We start from the raw sequence: 18,355 nt of genomic DNA, 5'->3' as shown, positions 1-18,355 counted from the left end.
ACGGACAAGTTTATGCATCTTGTCTGTTCCCCCGTTTATGAGGCGCTACCCGAAAAGGAGCGGATATATGAGCCGTTATGGCAAAGCGCATCGTCAGTTTACCGGATGTGACAAGCGATGAACGCCGAACCAAGCCGTATTCGACCGGAGGAAACAGGCAAGGCAGTAATCGCGCTCAAGGATGTGCAGATTTCGTTCAAGCTGGCCGATGGCGGTCGTTTCGACGCCGTTGCCGAAAGCAATCTTGAAGTTGCTGAAAACGAATTCGTTGCGATTGTCGGTCCGACCGGTTGCGGAAAATCCACATTGCTCAATGCTGTTGCCGGGCTTCTCGTGCCGGCCGCTGGCACCGTCGAAATAAACGGCCAGCAGTTACAAGGTCTCAATCGCAAGGCAGGTTACCTCTTCCAGCAGGATGCGCTCATGCCATGGAAGACAGTGCTGGATAATGTTTCCATCGGGCTGGAGATTGCAGGCACGCCAAAAGCGCGGGCACGCGAGCAGGCTCGTGAATGGCTTGGCCGCGTCGGCCTTGCAAGTTTTGGCGATCGATATCCGCATATGCTTTCTGGTGGACAGCGCAAGCGCGTCGGTCTTGCGCAGGTACTGATCCGCAATCCGAAATATCTGCTGATGGATGAACCCTTCGGCCCGCTCGATGCGCAAACCCGCGTCATCATGGGTGACCTTTTGCTCGATCTCTGGTCGCAGGACAAGAAGGCCGTCATGTTCGTGACCCACGATCTGGAAGAAGCCATCGCGCTGGCGGATCGCGTCGTCATCATGTCCGCCGGACCGCGTGCCCGCATCATGGCGGAATATAAGATCCCCCTCGCCCGCCCGCGCGAGATTTCCGAAATTCGCCTCGATGACAAGTTTCACGAAATTCATCGTGAAATATGGAGTGCGCTCAAGGAAGAGGTTCTCAAGGGCTATCAGCAGACGAGTGGGGAACAGAAATGAAAAAGCCTGTTATGCTGTTTCTGGCGCAGCTCAGCGTGGCTGTCGTCGTGATTCTGGTCTGGCACCTCTTCACCGCCACCCATCTGCTGGGCAATCCGGCCAAGGCGAAGTTCTTCTTTGCGACGCCGGGCGATGTGGCGCAGCGCATCTATAAATGGTTCTCCGATGGAACGATCTGGTATCACCTCGGCATCACGCTGCTTGAAGCGATGCTGGCCTTTGCTATCGGCGCAATCGGCGGCGTGCTGATCGGGTTCTGGTTTGCCCGCAAGCCCCTGCTCGCAGCGATCTTCGACCCTTATGTGAAGGCGGCCAATTCTCTGCCGCGCGTGGTGCTGGCACCAATCTTCGCGCTGTGGCTCGGCCTCGGCATCTGGTCGAAGGTGGCGCTCGGCGTTTCACTGGTTTTCTTCATCGTCTTCTTCAACGTCTATCAGGGCGTGAAGGAAGTGAACCAGACAGTACTCGCCAATGCGCGTATGCTCGGCATGAACGAGCGCCAGCTTCTGCGCAATGTCTATCTGCCATCTGCGCTGTCGTGGATGTTCTCAAGCCTGCACACGGCTGTCGGCTTTGCCGTCGTCGGCGCGGTGGTCGGCGAATATCTCGGTTCATCGGCCGGTCTCGGCTACCTGATCCATCAGGCGGAAGGCGTGTTCGATGTCACTGGCGTCTTTGCCGGAATGCTGGTGCTGACGGCATTCGTGCTCGTCATCGACTGGGGCGTATCCATCGTTGAAGCACGCCTGCTTGTCTGGCGCCCGAAAGCTGCCGGACACAACGGTTAAAAAGATTCAAGGAGGAAACCATGAGGACAACGCGTAGAGATATATTGCTGGGCGCCGCCGCCTTCGGGCTTGCGGGCATCGCCTCGCGCTTGCCAGCCTATGCGCAGGATGCATCCGCGACACCGGAAAAGCCGGAGCTGATGTTCGGTGTCGGCGGTAAGCCGCTCTTCTATTACCTTCCGCTCACCATTGCCGAGCGCAAGGGTTTCTTCGAGGAAGAAGGCATCAAGGCGACCATCAATGATTTCGGTGGCGGCGCAAAGTCCTTGCAGGCGCTGATCGGCGGTTCGGTCGATGTGGTGACCGGTGCATACGAACACACCATTCGCATGCAGAACAAGGGGCAGGATATCAAGGCTGTCTGCGAACTTGGCCGCTTTCCCGGCATCTGCATCGGCGTGCGCAAGGACCTTGCCGGTGAAATCAAGACGATTGCCGATCTCAAGGGCCAGAATGTCGGCGTCACGGCGCCCGGTTCTTCAACATCGCTGTTGCTGCAATATGCGCTCATCAAGAACGGCCTTCCCGAAGATGCCGCTTCGATCATCGGTGTCGGCGGTGGCGCAAGCGCTGTCGCAGCCATCAAGAAGGGCGAAATTGCAGCCCTCGTTCATCTCGATCCGGTCATCACGCGACTGGAAGTGGACGGCGACATCACGCTGCTTCTCGATACGCGCACCGAAGAAGGCACCCGCCAGCTCTTCGGCGGCACCAATCCAGCCGCAACCGTTTATCTGCAGCAGAGCTTCATCGATGCAAATCCTGTTACCACGCAGCGTGTCGTGAATGCTTTCGTCAAATCGCTGAACTGGATTCACAAGGCTTCCGCCGATGACGTGGCAGATGCTGTGCCGGAAGAATATCTGCTCGGCGACCGCGCGCTTTACAAAACCGGCTTCGAGAAGTCCCGCGCCATGTATTCTGAAAAGGGCCTGATCGCGGAAGACGGCTTCAAGAGCCTGTTCGAAATGCTGAAGGCGCTCGATCCGGAACTGGCAAGTGCGGATATCTCATTTGCGCAAACCTTCGATCCGCGCTTCGTGGAAGCCGCAAAAGTATAAATCCGCTTTGGGCAGGGTCATTCCCTGCCCTTTGCATCTTCTTTATCAAAAGTTCAAAAGCGGCTCTTGGCAAAGCGCTCCTGCAGCCATTGGGCGGCTGGCCCCTGCCGTCGCCGCTTGTTCCAAATCAGCTCCAGCGCGACCGGATGCGCACCTTCATCGAACTGCAGTTTCGGAATGACAAGTTCCGGCGCCAGCGGTGAGTCCTTCAAGATATGTTCTGGAATGAACGCCCAGCCGATCCCTCGCGTGAGGATCTGCAGGATGACCCAGTGGCTTTCCACCCACCAGACCTCGGCACCGACCCGCAGACGGCGGCTTTCTGCGGTGTCGCTGTGTTTCCGGGCCATGATCTGGCGATATGATCTCAGATCTTCCCAACTCACCACCGCATGAGCCAAAGGGTGCTCATGTCCGCAGACCAGCACCAGAGGCACCCAGCCGATCGTATGGAAGCCGAGCTCATCAGGCATTTGCTCGGCGCGCCACATGACGCCGAGGTCCGCCCTTCCCTCCAGTACAAGCCCGCTTATCGCGGTTGAAGGCGGAAAGGTCAGTTCAAGCTCTACATGCGGAAACTCCTGCGCAAAGGCTGCAAACAGCGTCGCGATGGCCGGTTCGGGGTAAAGCTCGTCGATTGCAACCACGAGACGGCTTTCCACATGATCGCCGAAATTTCTGGCGACGGAAATCAGATGCTCCCGTCTTGCAAGCAGCAGCCGCGCTTCCGGCAACAGCCTCGCTCCCGCCTCCGTCAACACCGGATTGCGGGTTGCACGGCTGAACAGCTTGACGTCGAGATCGTCTTCCAGTGAGGAAACCAGCACGCTGACCGCAGACTGCGCCTTGCGCAAATATCGCGCGGCGGCGGAGAATGATCCGTGATCAGCAGAGGCCACAAAGGCCTCGAGTTGCTCCAGTTCGATACCCATCTATCGTAAATCCAGATAATATCTAACTTTTCTTACTGGCATAATAAGATAGAAGCACGCGCATTAACAACAGGGATTAAAGGAAATGCGCAGTTTTATGGACCGTGTCCGCCACGCAACGATGTTCGAAATCATCGGTCTGGCGATCTTCATACCCGGTTCCGCCTTCATTCTGGACAAGCCTGCCGCAGAGATGGGCGTTATCGGCATTGTTTCGGCAACGACCGCGACCGTGTGGAATTTTCTGTTCAATCTGGGCTTTGACAAGGCGATGCTGCGCTTCACCGGCAGCGTCAACAAGAGCATGGCCGTCCGGGTTCTTCACGCGATCCTTTTCGAAGCCGGGTTGATCGTGCTTCTGATCCCGTTCATCGCCTGGTATCTGGGAATTTCGCTGATGACCGCTCTCGTGATGGATATAGCGATTGTCGTCTTCTATCTGGTCTATGCGTTCGTGTTCAACATCGCATATGACAGACTATTCCCGCTGCCACTCAGGCAGACCGCAGAAGCGGTCTAGCATTTGCAATAGCGATACTGCCGCGTCTCAACAGGGGGCGCGGCGCTTGCGCAGGTTTGCCTGTCGCTGCTCCCAGGCGATGAGCAACAGACTTGCCAGCACGATCAGGAATGCACCGGCAAACACATTTGCGGCTGGAACCTCTGCCCAGATGAGATAGCCGTAGATAAAGGCCCAGATGAGCCCGCTATATTCCACCGGCGCCAGTGCCGAGGCGGGTGCGTGGCGAAATCCTTCATAAAGAAGGAACTGGCCGAGCGTCGATACAAGCCCAAGACAGATCATCAGAAGCCAGCCGGAGAGATCGGGGTCCTGCCATGTCCATGGAAAGGACAGTGCACAGGCCAGACCGAACAACAGGCTGGTCGCATACATCTGCGTCATCGTGGTTTCGCTGCGGCTGACGAGCCGGATCAGGATCGTGCTCCATGCCCAGCAGAAACCCGCCACGATGCACATGGCAGCAGGAATGAGATTGGGCGAATGGGTCGGATTGGCCGCAACCGTTACGCCGATGAATCCTATGGCGCAGGCGATCCATCTTCCCGGCCCGATTTTCTCCTTGAGGACAAGGATCGACAGGAACATGACCATTATAGGTGCAGAGAAATAAAGCGTGGTCAGCTCAGCCAGCTCGAGATGGCGGGCTGCATTGTAGAACAGCAGCCACGCTCCAAGCATAAGTGCAGCACGCAGAACGACGGTGTTGCGATAAGGGCTTCGGAAAATCGATGGATGACGGCGATAACGTATCAGCACGCCGGTAATGAGCACGATCACCAGACTGCGCATGAACAATATCTGCGGCACCTGATAGGTCGCCACGAGCCATTTTACCATCGCATCCTGAAGGGCAAAACAAGCGTAACCGCCGCAGGCAAGCGCAATGCCTGCGAGCGGTCTTGAGCTAACTGACCCAGTGTCCATGAATTCCTCGATCCGGCCCAGGAATCTCCGCTGCGGGAAGGGCCACGAACGTTGAATTTGCAGGACTGGAGCGCGTAAGCAAGAGGCTGATATATGACGATTGCAGACAGGAGCGCCAATGTAGCCGGAATGCAACAAATTGGGAGGCTAAAACACCAGGGATCGATGCGCCGCAGTTCCTGCCGTCACGCCATCAGCCACAGACCAGGCGACGCTGTGCGCGCCACGAGTAATATCGCCTGCTGCAAAAATTCCGGGCACGGTTGTCGTCTTCAGTCCGTCCGTCTGTATCGTTCTGCCGAGCGGCAGTTCATCCATTGCGCAGCCGAACGTGTCGGCAATCTGGCTGTTCAGCCGATTGCGTGGTCCGATGTAAAGCGCATTGAGTGGAACCAGTCGCCCATCTTCAAGCTCGACCTCTGAAATGTCGGCCCCCTCGCCGTGCAATGCACCGACAGGGCTGTGTTCGATCTTCACGCCGCGCCGTTCCAGTTCTGCGAATGCCTCTGCATCCGGTTCCAGTCCCTTATCGATGAAGAAGGTTGTCGGTCCCCATTCGGAGATCAGCATGGCCTGATGCACCGACATGGGCGACAGATTGAGAACACCAAGCTGCCGGTCGCTGAATTCATAGCCGTGGCAATAGGGACAATGAATGACGGTATTTCCCCATCGCTCCGCGAGGCCGGGAATATCCGGCAGATCATCCGATATGCCGAAAGCAAGGATCAGTCTGCGTCCCTCAACCATCTCTCCGCTATCGAGTTCGATCGTAAAATTGTCGATTTCGCCACTACCGGAAACGGCCTTACCTTGCGTAAAGGTCACGGTCGGATAGGCTTCGACCTGCGCCTTTGCCGTTTCCAGCATGGACAATGGATTGCTGCCGTCCTGCGCAAAGAAACCATGCGAATGTTCGGCGAAACGGTTGCGCGGTTTTCCGGCGTCGATCACGCGGACAGATCGTCTGCCGCGCGCCAGATAGGTTGCAGCCGACAAGCCCGCGAAGCTGCCGCCGATGATGATTGCATCATGATGCATGGTTGCTCTCCAGATCGAATGTTACGCCGCGCTCCAGTGCGCGCTGATGAAAATCTGCGCTCAGCATGGCAAGCGTGACCTCGCCAAAACGCCCCAGAAGAAGGTTTTCGGCGTCGTTAAATGCCTTGCTCAGCGAGGCATTTACCGCCTGCTCCACCAGACAGCCCGGCATTTCAGTGCGGTTGCCCATGGCCAGGAGCGCCGGCTCCCCGATGGCTTCGTAAATGTCGCGCAGGGTAACCTTGTTGAGGTCGCAGGCGATTTCCCAACCGCCACCATGTCCCTTTTCCGAGCGAACGTAGCCCTGCTCGCGCAGACCGCCCATGACACGTCTCACGACGACCGGATTGGTGGTCATGGCCTTGGCAAGAGCCTCAGACGTGACCGGCCCTTTATGTTCCGCCATGTGAAGGAGGACGTGCAGAACGCCCGATAATTTGCTGTCTCTTTTCATGTAACAATAGATGTTACGAGAATCGGCAAATGTCAACACAGCCGGTGAAAAGCACCGGATCAGATAAATGTGATCGTTACGGAGTGGTTTGGATTATCTATAGATTTCAGGCTTGTAACGGCTGCCGAGACGGTAGCGATTACCGGCGTAGATCAGCTTGTTGACGGTCGCCACCGTCTCGCCTGTCCATGTCCGGCGGTCCAGAAGCACACAGGCGATGCCATCGTCGAGACGCAACAGACGCGTAATTTCTGCGTCGGGTGTGATTGCCGAAATGACCTGCTCAACCTCGGTCATCGGGGTGCTTTTCTGAAGATAATCGTAAGTCGTGATAGCCCGGAAATCCTGCAATTCGTAGTGCCGCACGAGGCTTGTATTGACGAAGCGCTCCTCAAGCTGCACCGGCACATCGTTTTCGAGATGTACGATCAGCGAATGGGCGATGGGAATGCTCCTTTGCAGTTCAAACGCATTGAGAAGACCGGGCGTCGGCTCGATGATTTCAAGGGTGACGACCTCGGCGCTGTGCTGTCCGCCCCGAGCCTTGATTTCATTGGCGATGTTGACGACTTCGATCAGCGTTGTTTCCGGCTTCGGGGGCGCGACGAAAGTGCCGACGCCCTGAATACGCTTCAATATGCCCTGATCGGTCAGTTCTCGCAGCGCGCGGTTGACGGTCATGCGGGAAATGCCAAGCGCATCCACCAGCTCATGTTCCGAAGGCAGGCGGTGATTGCCCGGCCAGCGGCCGGAGCGGATATTATCCAGCACCTGCGCCTTGACCTTCTCATAGAGCGGCCCGGCGGTTTCGGGCAGTTCGATGCCGGCGATATGATGGGGTTCCAATTTGTCGCCAGCGCCCATGGGTCACATCCCTGTCCGTATGATCGTTTTCAAGCCGTTCGCCTCACCGGCTATTAGCCGGGCATAGGCGTCCGGGACCTCATCGAGCGAGATTTCCCGGTCGACAAGCTGCAACAGCGGCGCCTCAAGATCGGGCAGAATTTTTGCAATTTCATGCAGTTCGTCCTGATAGGCATGGCAGCCGATCAGGCTGATTTCCCGCTCGACCAGAATGTTCGGATCAAGCTCGATCCTGCCATGGGATATGCCGACCAATGCCAGCGAGCCGCCGCCGGAAAGCACGTCGAGCGTTGCCTGGAGGACGCTGACATTGCCGGTGGCATCGATCGCATAGCGGATTGGCTGGCCATCAAGTGCGGCTTCAATTGCCGACTTGTCGAGCGGAACCTTGATTGCACCGGTGACTGTTGAAACGAGATTGGCGCGCTGGTCGTTGCGGTCGCAGACCAGTACGGGACCGTCATGCAGGGGGGAGAGAAGAAGCGCTGCAAGCCCGCCGATTGGCCCGCAACCCACAACGAGAACCGCTTCGCCCGAAGGCACGCGCTGCTTGCGGATGGCGTGTAGCGCCACCGAAAGCGGCTCGCCCATGGCGGCGACCACCGGGTTGATGGCCTGATCGTAATGAACGAGGAGCCGTGCGGGAAGTGCTGTCTCCTCGGCAAAACCGCCATCGCAGACTTCGCCGATGAAACCAAGCGTTTCACAGACATTGTGCCTGCCGCTTTTGCAGGACGGGCATTCGCCACACCAGTAGCGGGAATCGGCAATGACCGTATCGCCGAGTTTGAAACCGGTCACGCCAGCGCCGCTTTCAGTCACGATGCCAGCAAATTCATGGCCAGCGACAGAGGGCGAACGGCTGATCCACTGGCCGGTCATGAAATTATGCAGATCGGAGCCGCAGATGCCCGCAGCCGACACCTTCAACCGAACCCAGCCCGGCTCCAGATGCGTCGGCGGGTCGATTGTCTCGACCCGCAAATCCTTCGCCGCATAAAGCCTGACAGCCTTCATCGCCGTCCCTCCAGACCTTACAGATAATCCTTGCGGATTTCCGACACGGCGTTCTCGTGTGAGGAGAAGCCTTCATAACGCGCCAGCGTGCGGGCATGCTTTGCAAATTCCGGATAAGCAGATGCCGTCACATAGCCGATGGACGAACGCTTGACGAAATCCGTCACCGAAAGCGGGCCATAGGTGCGCGCCCAGCGGCTGGTGGGCAGCACGGCGTTCGGCCCAAGGCCGAAATTGCCGATGACGACCGGCGTGTGCGGGCCCATCAGGATTTCGGCAGCTTCGGTGATGTGGCCGAGATGCGCGAACGGATCGGTCGAGAGAAGCTCCAGATGTTCCGGCGCATAATCATTGATGAACTTGTAGCTCTCTTCCACGGAGGACGTCAGGACGATGCCGCCATATTTGCCGGTAAGCACGGTTTTGGAGAAGCCGACGCGCTGTTCTGTCATGCGTGCCCAATGGTCCGGCAATGCAGCCAGCGCTTCTTCCGCGACGCGGCGGCTGTGCGTGACGAGCCATGCCGACGAATCCGGGCCATGTTCCGCCTCGATCAAAAGGTCGAGCGCGGCAAGCCCGCCCTTCACCGTGTCGTCGGCGAAAATGACAGCTTCGGAAGGGCCCGCAGGCAGGCCGGGATCGATGACGCCGCCAAGCAGGCGCTTGGCTGCGACCACCCATGGGCTGCCGGGGCCGACGATCTTGAGCGCCGGTTTCACCGTTTCCGTGCCATAGGCGACGGCAGCAACGGCCTGCGCGCCGCCGACCTTATAGACGGTTTCCACACCGGCAAGGCGTGCTGCAACGAGTGTTGCGGCATCGACGGAACCGTCCGGCGTGGGCGGAGTGACGATGGCAAGATCAGGCACGCCAGCAACTACAGCCGGAACTGCGGTCATCATGGTCACGGACGGAAACGCCCCCTTGCCGCGCGGAATATAGAGCGCGACGGAGCGAATTGGCGTGAATCGGTCGCCCGCAAAGGCGCCGGGACGCATTTCCTTCAGCCACATGGCCTCCGGCTTCTGCTCCTCATGGAAATGGCGAATATTATCGATGCCGAACTGGATGGCCTCGATCACGTCTTTCTCCACCTTGTCGAAAGCGGCATCGAACTCGGCTTCCGTCGCCTTGATATTGGCGGGATCGACTTCCGCCTTGTCGAGATCGCGTGCAAAGCGGACAAGCGCCGCATCGCCTTCGGTGCGAACGGCTTCGATGATCGGCTTCACCTTCTCGATAAAGCCGGATAGATCGGTTTCGGAGCGCTTGAGAAGTTCGGCGCGCGCTGCGTCGTCCAGTTTAGCCAGTTCGTGAAAAGAAACATCGGACATGATCGGCTCCTTGCTGGTTGCGGTGGTGGCGCAACCCGTCATTTCGATTTGAGGAAGATGTCGAGCCCGACCAGCCGGTCGAGCAGGAAGATGGCGGCAGCGGCACAGGCGATGAAGACAACCGAGATGGCCGCAAGGTCTGGCGTGATGATGGACCGGATCGAATTGTAGATCTGCACCGGCAGCGTCACGATACGCGCATCGACCAGAAGCAGGCTGACCAGAAATTCGTTCAGCGCCAGAATGAACATCAGAAGCGAGCCGCTGATGACGCCCGGCACGACGACCGGCAGCGTGACGAAGAAGAAGGTCGAGATCGGCCCTGCCCCGCAATTGGCGGCGGCAAGTTCCAGATCGGCATCGAGATTGGCGGCGCTTGCCGTCACGGCCCAGATCATGAAAGGCAGATTGATGACGCAGGCTGCGATCCCCACCGGCCAGAGCTGGCCCAGAATTCCGGCCTGGCCGAAGATCAGCATGAGACCGATTCCGGAACCGATCAGCGGAATGGTGAAGGGCAGCAGCAGATAAATCTGGATCGCCTTTTCAAACCGCACGGCATATTTCGCCAGCGCTATGCCCGCGAGCGTGCCGACCGGAATGGCGACGATGGTGCAGATGAAGGAGACATAGAGCGAGCGCAGAAATGCATCCCAGAGGTCGCTCGTTCCGGCGATCTTCTGATACCATTTGAGCGAGAACCCTTCCGGCGGAAAGGTGATCATGTTGCCGGATGTGAACGACGCCCCAAGCACCACGATGGTCGGTGCGGAAAGCAGCACCAGAACCGCGATCACGAATGTCCATATGACGATCGATTTCGACAGTGGCGAGGTCATTTGCGCGTCCTCCCCATGGCAAGCGTGCCTGCCCCGAACAGCGTGAACACGATCCCGACGAGGATGGAGCCGACGCCAACCAGAAGCAGCGCCAGCGTTGCACCGAGCCCTTGATCGGATGTGCGGAAGAACTGGTCATAGATCGCATTGGCGATGAAATCCTGCGATCCGCCGCCTAAGATTGCCGGTACCGCAAAATCGGTGAGCGACAGCGTCATCACCACCAGTCCCGCGCCGATCAAACCGGGGCGGGCCATGGGCAGGACGACATGGGCGAAGGTCCGCAGCCAGTTTGCGCCAAGCGAGCTTGCCGCCGCTTCCATTTCTTCAGGAATGGCGGTCAGTGCCGGGGCAAGCATCAGCACGGCGAATGGCAGCATATACTGGATGAGGCCGAACAGAACCGCCGGATAATTATAGAGCAGCCGCATCGGCGCGATGCCGACAAGGCCAAGCGCCTCGTTCACCATGCCCTGATTGCCGAGAATGATGAGCCACCCATAGGCGCGCACGACCTGCCCGATGAAGAAGGGCAGAAACAGCGCGATCAGCAGGAATTTGCGCAAAGCGGCCGATGGCGTGCGCACCATGAGATAGGCATAGGGAAATGCCAGAAGAAGCGTGATCGCGGTCACGACAAGCGAGCCGGACAGGCTGCGCCATGCCACGGTTGCGAACAGGCTTTCCGTCAGCGCGCGCTTGTAATTGGCGAGCGTGTAATAATCCGACATCAGGAATGTGGAGGTGTCGAGCGTGCGAAGACTGGTGTCACCAATCTGGATCAGGCCCAGCACCAGCAGCCCGACCAGAACAATCGCCGGAAACAGCATCAGATAGGGCACGGCGCGATTGAACCGCGCTGGCCATAGAAAGGCTGCGATTGCTTCCAGCGCGTCCATGATGCGCCAGACAACCGGATAGGCAGTGCGTGCCGCTCGCATTTTTCAATTCCTGAGTATTGGTATTTCGGGCATCAGGATCGCCCTTTCGGGCGACCCGTCTTGTTTTTATGGAGCTGGATCAGCCCTGCATGATGGCCTTGAACTTCGAGAACCATTCGCTCTCGTTTTCCACCTGCACTTTTGCCGAGATGCGGATGAGGTGTTTGAAATCCTCGTCCTTGGTCGGATAGGCCGGATCGTTCACCAGATCGGCGGGAGGGGTCAGGCCCGGCACGACGCCAGGCAGGCCAAGGCCGTCGAGCCAGACCTGCTGCGCATCCTTGGTAAGCGCGAAGTTGATATATTCCTTGGCCCAATAAAGCTCGTTTTCCGGCAGGCCCTTTGGAATCCAAAGGCCGTCTGTGTCGAACTTCGCGCCCTCTTCCGGAACGGTCCAGTCGATCTTGACGCCGTTCTTCTGGGCTTCGCGCGCATTGGTGGAAATGGTGCAGGCCAGATCGATTTCGCCCTTCTGGAACCAGGTGGTGAAATCCGGGTCTTCGCCGAGAAGCGGCTGCTGTTGCTTCACCTTGGTGATGAAATCCCATGCGGGCTGCATGTTGCCCGGAATGTCTTCCAGCTTGCCGCCACCGGCAACCTGCGCCGGGAAGTGGAAGCCGATACCATCGTTGTAAAGCGCGATGCGGCCCTTGAACTTCGGATCGAGCAGAGCGTGCCACGACTTCGGCGGGCCATCCGGGAAGGCTTCCGGACGATAGGCCAGCACATAGACATAGCCGTAAGTGTTGACGATCGGATAGCCGTCGAGACCAACCGGCTTGGCAAGATCGGTGGTGTTCTTGAGGTTCGACAGGTCCGACAGGTCTTCCGTTACACCGCGCAATGCCGATTTGGTCGCATTGGTGGTCGTATCCCAGTTGACGTGGATCGGCGGAACACGCTTCTGCGCGACCGCAGCCCAGAGCTTCGGCTGGATTTCGTTGTCTTCCGTCAGGTCGTGGCGGATGGAAATGCCGGTCTTGGCGGTAAACGGATCGGACACGCCAGCTTTCAGCGCTTCCACCCAACTGCCGCCCCAGGCGCGAACGATCAGTTCCTTCGGCTTTGCCGGTTCTTCAGCGAAAGCGTGCGACAGGCCGAGCGACGTCGTGCCGGCTGCTGCGGCAAAAGCGCCTGCGCTCCGCAGGAAGCGGCGGCGGTCGAGTATCAGAAAAGGCTTCTTCAGATTGCTCATTTTGTTTCTCCTCTGGAGTTTCCCCGTAACGTTTCAATTCATGCGGCAAAGACGATGAGATCGCGGGCGTTCCAGCCAAGATGCACTGTCTCGCCTTCTGCAAACTGGCTGTGGCCGATAGGGTCGTGATCGAAGACGCGCATCAACACGTCTCCCAAGGCAGGAACCCGCAATTCATAGACGATGCGTTCGCCTTCGAAGATCGCATCCGTAACGATGCCTTCAAGCACGGTATCGAGTTCTGCATGCGCTGCGGCGTTGCCGCCGATACGGATCTGTTCGGCGCGGATTGCGCACGAGACATTTGCGCCGGAGGCAACCGGTCCGCGTCCCTCGCCTGCCATGCCTACGAGAGCCATTCCCGCATCGACCCGCACGAGATTGCCGTCGAGCGAAGACACCTTGCCGGAAATGAAATTGGTGACGCCGATGAAGTTCGCTACAAAGGCATTGGACGGGTTGCGATAGGTCTCGGATGGCTGCGCCATCTGCTGGATTTCACCGCCATCCATGACGATGATTTCGTCAGATACGACGAGCGCTTCGCGCTGGTCATGGGTGACATTGATGGTCGTGACGCCGAGTTCACGCTGGATACGGCGGAATTCAAGCTGCATTTCCTCGCGCAGCTTGCGGTCAAGCGCTGCCAGAGGTTCATCGAGCAGAAGCAGGTCCGGTTCAAAAACCAGAGCGCGCGCGATGGCGACGCGCTGCTGCTGGCCGCCGGAAAGCTCGTGCACACGCCGTCCGCCGAGGCCGTTCAGACGAACGAGGTCGAGATAGCGTTCCACCCGCTCAGGGATCGAACGCGCATCGAAGCGGCGCATTTTCAGCGGAAACGCGACATTTTCAGCGGCCGTCATATGCGGGAAAAGCGCGAGCTTCTGGAAAACCATGCCAATGGAGCGCTTGTGCGGCGGCACGGCGCTGACAGCTTCATCGTTGATGAATATTTCGCCGATGCTGGGTTTCTGGAAACCGGCAATGAGGCGGAGAAGCGTCGTCTTGCCGGAACCTGATGGCCCGAGAATGGTCAGAAAACGGCCCTTGGCGAGATCGAAAGATGCCGCACGCACGGCATGGAAGCCGTTATAGATCATGCTGACATTGTTGACCGATACGGCAGCCGGTCCGTTGGAGACTTTACGGCCAGTTCCGGTTTCGGTTGTACTCATCGCTGTTTCCCATTTCAGTCAAAGCATCGGAAGATGCTTTATGAAGTTATTTCAATGTCATTTCGCTATCTGCTGATATTCTTCTTGAGAATATCAGATTGATGCGAGATAGCCGCCGTCGATGGGGATCACCTGCCCCGTGACATAGGACGATGCGGCGCTTGCCAGAAACACCACGGCGCCCGCAACATCTTCCATGGCACCGAAACGCCCCTGCGGAATTTTGCCCAACATCGCCTTCTGCCAGTCGTCGTTTTCATAAAACACATCTGTCATGGCCGTGCGGAAATAGCCTGGCGCAATGCCATTGACGCGGATGCCGGAAGGTGCCCATTCGGTCGCCAAAGCATGGGTCATACCCATGAGACCGGATTTGGAAGAACCATAGGGAGCGGCGGTTGGCACACCGACATAGGAGGTCAGCGAGCACAGATTGATGATCACCCCACCCTTCCCGCTCTCTGTCATGTGGCGGGCGGCGGCCTGCGCGCAAAAGAACGCGCCTTTGAGATTGGTCGCCACGATGCGATCCCAGAGCGCTTCGTCCACATCGAGCGAGGGACGGATTTCTTCATAACCTGCGTTGTTAACGAGAATATCGAGGCCGCCGAGAGCATCTTTCGCTTGCGCGACAGCGGCTCCACAGGCCGCGACGTCGCGCACATCGAGAGAAAGAGTTGCCGAGGTGCGGCCATGGGCGGCGATACGGGATGCCGTTTGCGAAAGATCGTCGGACTTGCGCGCTGTAATGGCGACATCGGCACCAGCCGAGGCGAGTGCTTCGGCAATGGCCTGTCCCAGTCCCCGGCTCGCACCGGTAACCAGCGCTTTACGCCCGCTAAGGTCGAAAAGCGATAAAACCTGCATCATGTTCCCCTGCGGACCTTTGGCAAAACAATATTGTTGCCCGAACTTCTACTTGTTCCGGGTCGAATGTTTAGCAATTTTTTGTGGTCTCCCCAGCATAGGACCATCTTTTTCATAACTTGTCTATACATATATATACAAAATTGGATTTTAGTCTTAGAACTTCTCTCCAAAAGGCGCACGTCATGCGATGCGCTGCATTGGAGGAGAACGTGGATGGCACAGGAAAAAGTCCGGCTTGGGAATCTGATTCGGCCTGAAATTCGCTGCCTTAGCCCCTATAATGCTGGTTTTACCATTGCCGAGGTGGAAGCGCGTTATCACCCTCCGTCGATTGCAAAACTGGGCTCCAACGAAAATCCGCTCGGACCTTCGCCGAAGGTGCAGGCCCTCTTTTCCGGTGCCCATGATCTGCTGCGGCTCTACCCTGATCCATCTGGACGCGAACTGACGCGGGAAATCGCGACTGAGTTCGATTGGCCGCAAGATTGCATCATTCTCGGCAACGGATCGGAAGACCTGATCGGCGTGATCTGCCGGACGGTTTTGCGGCCCGGCGAGCGGGTAGTCACACTTTACCCATCCTTTCCGCTGCATGAGGACTATGCAACGACAATGGGCGCGACCGTCGAACGGGTTGAAGTGACGCCGTCGCTTGAGGTCGATATCGATGCGCTGGTGGCTGCGATTGCAACGGCTCCACGTCTCGTGATGTTCGCAAATCCGCTCAATCCGGTCGGAACATGGCTGACACCGGAAGCTATGCAGCGCGTTATCGAGGCTGTTTCGCCAGAAACGTTGCTGGTTGTTGACGAAGCCTATGCGGAATATGCGGCTGGTGAGGATTATCCGTCTGCCGCTGCACTTCTGCGCGACAGCGCTCTCAACTGGGTGGCGCTGCGCACTTTTTCAAAGGCTTATGGGTTGGCCGGAGCCCGTCTCGGGTTCGGGCTTGTCAGTGACCCGGAATTGCGCGGATTTCTGGATCGTGCCCGCACGCCTTTCAACGCCAATGGTATTGCGCAGGCAGCGGGACTGGCTGCTCGCCGCGACAAGGGTCATCTTGCAAAGGGGATTGCGCTTGCGCTGAGTGAGCGGGGGCGTCTGGCCGGTTTCTTGAGTGAACGCCAAATCCGTTTTGCCCCCTCCAAGGGAAATTTTCTGTTCATCGACGTAAAGTCAGATTCCGTTGTTTTTGCCGAAAAGCTCCTGCGGGACGGCGTTATCGTGAAACCCTGGAAGCAGGAAAGCTATACGAATTTCATCCGCGTCAGCGTGGGTGCACCGGAAGAGAACGAGCTTTTCATGCGCTCTTTCGAAAAGGCCATGGGGCTGGCGTAAATTTGAAAGCAGGTTTCGGGAGGCTCGCTCCTGATCTCGTGCTAGAAAGGTCGTATGAGAGATCTTTTCGACCAGACTGAGCCGCGTGAAATCCTGGCACCCGGAGCCGTGCTTCTACGCGGCTTTGCACTTCCGAGCGAGGCCGCTGTTCTGAAAGCGGTGGCCGATGTTTCCGCCGCCGCACCTTTCCGTCACATGACGACGCCCGGCGGGTATCGCATGTCGGTCGCGATGACGAATTGCGGAGAATTTGGCTGGGTCACGGACCGGACCGGCTATCGTTACAGTACCGACGACCCGGAAACCGGCCTGCCCTGGCCTGCGATGCCGGATGCGTTTCGCACGCTTGCCCAAAGTGCTGCCCATGAAGCTGGCTATCCCGATTTTGCGCCCGATGCCTGTCTCATCAATCGTTATGAACCGGGCGCGAAACTATCATTACATCAGGACAAGGATGAACAGGATTTCAGCAATCCGATCGTTTCTGTGTCGCTCGGTCTGCCCGCGACTTTCCAGTTTGGCGGATTGAAGCGAACCGACCCGATTGCGAAATATATGCTGCATCATGGTGACGTGGTTGTGTGGGGTGGACCGTCCCGCCTCTTCTATCATGGCATACTCGCATTGAAGCGAGGCGAGCATGAAAAACTTGGGCAATTTCGCCTTAATTTAACGTTCCGAAAATCGCGCTGACAGTTGCCAAACGCGATTTTCGGAGCGGAAAAGCGACAGAAATCGCCTTTCAATTGTGGCGAACAGCCGTTCTTTTTGCGGCAATTTTGTGGCGGGTGGCGTTTTTAGTTAAACGCCCCGCCATCGCTTTTGCTCTCGGGACGCTCCTTCGCAACCTTGTCGCGGTAGCCGCTCGCCCTGTAAGCGGCAATCGGTTCGATGGCTCCGCCAGTGCGGCGGCGCGCTTCCGCAAGAATCGGTTCCACATCTGTCCGGTAAGCGCGTTTGAGCGTATCGGATGCCATCAGCGCATCGTTTTCCTGCTGGTAGGTTTCCAGCGCTTCGCGATCCACCAGAAGCGCCTGCGCATAGGCGCGGCGGATTTCGTTGGCGGATGAGGTCAGGCTTTCCAGCGGATCGGTCACATTATGCGACTGATCGATCATATGGGCCGGGTGGAAGTCCGCCACGCCGCGATATTCCGCATCGACCAACTCATTGAAAACAAGGAACAATCGATACGGATCAATGGAGCCGGCGTCGAGATCGTCATCGCCATATTTGCTGTCGTTGAAATGGAATCCGCCGAGTTTTCCGAACTGAATCAGCCGCGCGACGACCATTTCGATATTGGTGTTCGGCGCATGATGACCGAGATCGACCAGACATTGTGCCTTCGGCCCAAGCGTCGAGGCGATGAGATAATTGGTGCCCCAGTCCTGAACCACGGTCGAATAGAAGGCCGGTTCATACATCTTGTGTTCGGAAAACAGGCGCCAGTCGTCGGGCAGTGACTTATAGATGTCGCCCATCGAATCCAGATAGCGCTCAAAAGCGCGGGTGAAATTCTGTTGGCCGGGAAAGTTGGAACCGTCGCTCAGCCATACAGTCAAGGCCTTGGAACCTATAGCTTTTCCGATTTCAATGCATTCGATGTTGTGCTCGACAGCCTGCGCCCGCACTGCCGGATCGACATGGGTGAGTGATCCGAACTTGTAGGATAGTTTCTGGTCCGCGGCATCGGCAAACGTATTGGAGTTCATGGCGTCGAAACCAAGTCCAAGCGCTTGCGCATGGGCTTTGAGCTTCTTCGGATCGGCCTTATCCCACGGAATATGCAGCGAGACATTCGGCGTTGCGCGCGACAATTCGTTGATGACGGCGCAATCATCGAGCTTGTCGAAAATGCCGCGCGGCTCACCCCTTCCTGGAAAGCGCCCGAAGCGGGTGCCGCCCGTGCCGGTGCCCCATGACGGAACGGCGACGAAATAGGCTGCCACCTTGTCTGTAATCTTGTCGATCTCGATACCGCGGCGCAGAAGCTGTTCGCCAAGTGCCTGATAATCGCTCTTCAATGCATTCTCGAAACCGGAATTATGCTCGGCGATGAAATCTGCCGCAATGCGTTGTTCGGACATGGTTCC

The 18,355-nt window shown here is 57.7% G+C and carries 19 protein-coding genes; 6 read left to right on the top strand and 13 right to left on the bottom strand.

Annotated elements, in window-relative coordinates; translation table 11 throughout:
* Positions 1–117 precede the first annotated feature (117 nt).
* Genes ACYSN1_RS09090 through ACYSN1_RS09080 form a run of 3 tightly spaced genes read left to right on the top strand, consistent with a single transcriptional unit; the run spans position 118 to position 2,812 of the window.
* Positions 118–963 carry an ABC transporter ATP-binding protein gene (locus tag ACYSN1_RS09090; RefSeq protein ID WP_461725376.1) on the top strand — a complete coding sequence of 282 codons (846 nt, stop codon included), beginning with the start codon at positions 118–120 and terminating at the stop codon, positions 961–963.
* The gene (locus tag ACYSN1_RS09085) at positions 960–1,751 is read left to right on the top strand and encodes an ABC transporter permease (RefSeq protein ID WP_461725375.1); all 792 of its coding nucleotides are present in this window, start codon (positions 960–962) and stop codon (positions 1,749–1,751) included. Before ACYSN1_RS09090 ends, ACYSN1_RS09085 begins: the two co-directional genes overlap by 4 nt.
* Before the next feature lie 20 nt (positions 1,752–1,771).
* Positions 1,772–2,812, top strand: a complete 1,041-nt coding sequence (locus ACYSN1_RS09080) for an ABC transporter substrate-binding protein (protein ID WP_105544389.1) — start codon at positions 1,772–1,774, stop codon at positions 2,810–2,812.
* Between the two features lie 53 nt (positions 2,813–2,865).
* Here ACYSN1_RS09080 and ACYSN1_RS09075 read toward each other — a convergent pair whose 3' ends face one another.
* On the bottom strand, positions 2,866–3,744 hold the full coding sequence (locus ACYSN1_RS09075) for a LysR family transcriptional regulator (RefSeq protein ID WP_461725374.1): 879 nt from the start codon (positions 3,742–3,744) through the stop codon (positions 2,866–2,868).
* Positions 3,745–3,829: 85 nt separating this feature from the next.
* Between ACYSN1_RS09075 and ACYSN1_RS09070 the strand changes: the two genes are divergently transcribed.
* Complete coding sequence (locus ACYSN1_RS09070) at positions 3,830–4,264, top strand: PACE efflux transporter (protein WP_461725373.1); 435 nt, start codon at positions 3,830–3,832, stop codon at positions 4,262–4,264.
* Positions 4,265–4,291: 27 nt separating this feature from the next.
* On the opposite strand, the gene ACYSN1_RS09065 is transcribed toward ACYSN1_RS09070, so the two are convergent.
* From ACYSN1_RS09065 to ACYSN1_RS09015, 11 genes are all read right to left on the bottom strand, one after another.
* Positions 4,292–5,191 carry a DMT family transporter gene (locus tag ACYSN1_RS09065; RefSeq protein WP_140019290.1) on the bottom strand — a complete coding sequence of 300 codons (900 nt, stop codon included), beginning with the start codon at positions 5,189–5,191 and terminating at the stop codon, positions 4,292–4,294.
* Between the two features lie 147 nt (positions 5,192–5,338).
* Entirely contained in the window at positions 5,339–6,232 is an 894-nt protein-coding gene (locus tag ACYSN1_RS09060; RefSeq protein ID WP_461725372.1) for an NAD(P)/FAD-dependent oxidoreductase, read from the bottom strand.
* Positions 6,222–6,686: an Rrf2 family transcriptional regulator gene (locus ACYSN1_RS09055; protein ID WP_461725371.1), complete on the bottom strand. Its 465-nt coding sequence runs from the start codon at positions 6,684–6,686 to the stop codon at positions 6,222–6,224. The genes ACYSN1_RS09060 and ACYSN1_RS09055 overlap by 11 nt, the downstream gene beginning before the upstream one ends.
* Positions 6,687–6,779: 93 nt before the next feature.
* Entirely contained in the window at positions 6,780–7,550 is a 771-nt protein-coding gene (gene hutC, locus ACYSN1_RS09050; protein WP_461725370.1) for a histidine utilization repressor, read from the bottom strand.
* Between the two features lie 3 nt (positions 7,551–7,553).
* The gene (locus ACYSN1_RS09045; protein WP_461725369.1) at positions 7,554–8,567 is read right to left on the bottom strand and encodes a zinc-dependent alcohol dehydrogenase; all 1,014 of its coding nucleotides are present in this window, start codon (positions 8,565–8,567) and stop codon (positions 7,554–7,556) included.
* Positions 8,568–8,584: 17 nt separating this feature from the next.
* On the bottom strand, positions 8,585–9,901 hold the full coding sequence (gene hisD, locus ACYSN1_RS09040) for a histidinol dehydrogenase (RefSeq protein ID WP_010658779.1): 1,317 nt from the start codon (positions 9,899–9,901) through the stop codon (positions 8,585–8,587).
* A gap of 38 nt (positions 9,902–9,939) precedes the next feature.
* Positions 9,940–10,740: an ABC transporter permease gene (locus ACYSN1_RS09035; protein ID WP_461725368.1), complete on the bottom strand. Its 801-nt coding sequence runs from the start codon at positions 10,738–10,740 to the stop codon at positions 9,940–9,942.
* Positions 10,737–11,681: an ABC transporter permease gene (locus ACYSN1_RS09030; protein ID WP_461725367.1), complete on the bottom strand. Its 945-nt coding sequence runs from the start codon at positions 11,679–11,681 to the stop codon at positions 10,737–10,739. The genes ACYSN1_RS09035 and ACYSN1_RS09030 overlap by 4 nt, the downstream gene beginning before the upstream one ends.
* A 79-nt stretch (positions 11,682–11,760) precedes the next feature.
* On the bottom strand, positions 11,761–12,876 hold the full coding sequence (locus ACYSN1_RS09025) for an ABC transporter substrate-binding protein (RefSeq protein ID WP_461725366.1): 1,116 nt from the start codon (positions 12,874–12,876) through the stop codon (positions 11,761–11,763).
* 38 nt (positions 12,877–12,914) lie between these two features.
* Positions 12,915–14,051: an ABC transporter ATP-binding protein gene (locus ACYSN1_RS09020; RefSeq protein WP_461725365.1), complete on the bottom strand. Its 1,137-nt coding sequence runs from the start codon at positions 14,049–14,051 to the stop codon at positions 12,915–12,917.
* Between the two features lie 93 nt (positions 14,052–14,144).
* A complete protein-coding gene (locus tag ACYSN1_RS09015; RefSeq protein ID WP_461725860.1) occupies positions 14,145–14,918 on the bottom strand; it encodes an SDR family NAD(P)-dependent oxidoreductase in 774 nt (257 codons plus the stop codon).
* A 216-nt stretch (positions 14,919–15,134) separates the two neighbouring features.
* Between ACYSN1_RS09015 and ACYSN1_RS09010 the strand changes: the two genes are divergently transcribed.
* Together ACYSN1_RS09010 and alkB are read left to right on the top strand one after the other, a co-directional pair.
* A complete protein-coding gene (locus ACYSN1_RS09010) occupies positions 15,135–16,259 on the top strand; it encodes a histidinol-phosphate transaminase (RefSeq protein WP_461725364.1) in 1,125 nt (374 codons plus the stop codon).
* A 54-nt stretch (positions 16,260–16,313) separates the two neighbouring features.
* Positions 16,314–16,952 (top strand): DNA oxidative demethylase AlkB, encoded by a 639-nt coding sequence (alkB, locus tag ACYSN1_RS09005; RefSeq protein ID WP_461725363.1) that lies wholly within the window; start codon positions 16,314–16,316, stop codon positions 16,950–16,952.
* Between the two features lie 104 nt (positions 16,953–17,056).
* On the opposite strand, the gene rhaI is transcribed toward alkB, so the two are convergent.
* A complete protein-coding gene (gene rhaI, locus ACYSN1_RS09000; protein ID WP_461725362.1) occupies positions 17,057–18,349 on the bottom strand; it encodes an L-rhamnose catabolism isomerase in 1,293 nt (430 codons plus the stop codon).
* Positions 18,350–18,355: the final 6 nt, after the last annotated feature.

The sequence above is a fragment of the Brucella sp. LJL56 genome, from assembly GCF_054871705.1.
Note: the sequence above shows the minus strand (reverse complement) of the source record. Positions and strands in the feature narration are given on the sequence as shown.

Excerpts from the sequence above, each read along its gene's own strand:
- ACYSN1_RS09090 (WP_461725376.1), top strand. The coding sequence starts at position 118 with ATGAACGCCGAACCAAGCCGTATTCGACCGGAGGAAACAGGCAAGGCA.
- ACYSN1_RS09085 (WP_461725375.1), top strand. The coding sequence starts at position 960 with ATGAAAAAGCCTGTTATGCTGTTTCTGGCGCAGCTCAGCGTGGCTGTC.
- ACYSN1_RS09080 (WP_105544389.1), top strand. The coding sequence starts at position 1,772 with ATGAGGACAACGCGTAGAGATATATTGCTGGGCGCCGCCGCCTTCGGG.
- ACYSN1_RS09075 (WP_461725374.1), bottom strand. The coding sequence starts at position 3,744 with ATGGGTATCGAACTGGAGCAACTCGAGGCCTTTGTGGCCTCTGCTGAT.
- ACYSN1_RS09070 (WP_461725373.1), top strand. The coding sequence starts at position 3,830 with ATGCGCAGTTTTATGGACCGTGTCCGCCACGCAACGATGTTCGAAATC.
- ACYSN1_RS09065 (WP_140019290.1), bottom strand. The coding sequence starts at position 5,191 with ATGGACACTGGGTCAGTTAGCTCAAGACCGCTCGCAGGCATTGCGCTT.
- ACYSN1_RS09060 (WP_461725372.1), bottom strand. The coding sequence starts at position 6,232 with ATGCATCATGATGCAATCATCATCGGCGGCAGCTTCGCGGGCTTGTCG.
- ACYSN1_RS09055 (WP_461725371.1), bottom strand. The coding sequence starts at position 6,686 with ATGAAAAGAGACAGCAAATTATCGGGCGTTCTGCACGTCCTCCTTCAC.
- hutC (WP_461725370.1), bottom strand. The coding sequence starts at position 7,550 with ATGGGCGCTGGCGACAAATTGGAACCCCATCATATCGCCGGCATCGAA.
- ACYSN1_RS09045 (WP_461725369.1), bottom strand. The coding sequence starts at position 8,567 with ATGAAGGCTGTCAGGCTTTATGCGGCGAAGGATTTGCGGGTCGAGACA.
- hisD (WP_010658779.1), bottom strand. The coding sequence starts at position 9,901 with ATGTCCGATGTTTCTTTTCACGAACTGGCTAAACTGGACGACGCAGCG.
- ACYSN1_RS09035 (WP_461725368.1), bottom strand. The coding sequence starts at position 10,740 with ATGACCTCGCCACTGTCGAAATCGATCGTCATATGGACATTCGTGATC.
- ACYSN1_RS09030 (WP_461725367.1), bottom strand. The coding sequence starts at position 11,681 with ATGCGAGCGGCACGCACTGCCTATCCGGTTGTCTGGCGCATCATGGAC.
- ACYSN1_RS09025 (WP_461725366.1), bottom strand. The coding sequence starts at position 12,876 with ATGAGCAATCTGAAGAAGCCTTTTCTGATACTCGACCGCCGCCGCTTC.
- ACYSN1_RS09020 (WP_461725365.1), bottom strand. The coding sequence starts at position 14,051 with ATGAGTACAACCGAAACCGGAACTGGCCGTAAAGTCTCCAACGGACCG.
- ACYSN1_RS09015 (WP_461725860.1), bottom strand. The coding sequence starts at position 14,918 with ATGCAGGTTTTATCGCTTTTCGACCTTAGCGGGCGTAAAGCGCTGGTT.
- ACYSN1_RS09010 (WP_461725364.1), top strand. The coding sequence starts at position 15,135 with ATGGCACAGGAAAAAGTCCGGCTTGGGAATCTGATTCGGCCTGAAATT.
- alkB (WP_461725363.1), top strand. The coding sequence starts at position 16,314 with ATGAGAGATCTTTTCGACCAGACTGAGCCGCGTGAAATCCTGGCACCC.
- rhaI (WP_461725362.1), bottom strand. The coding sequence starts at position 18,349 with ATGTCCGAACAACGCATTGCGGCAGATTTCATCGCCGAGCATAATTCC.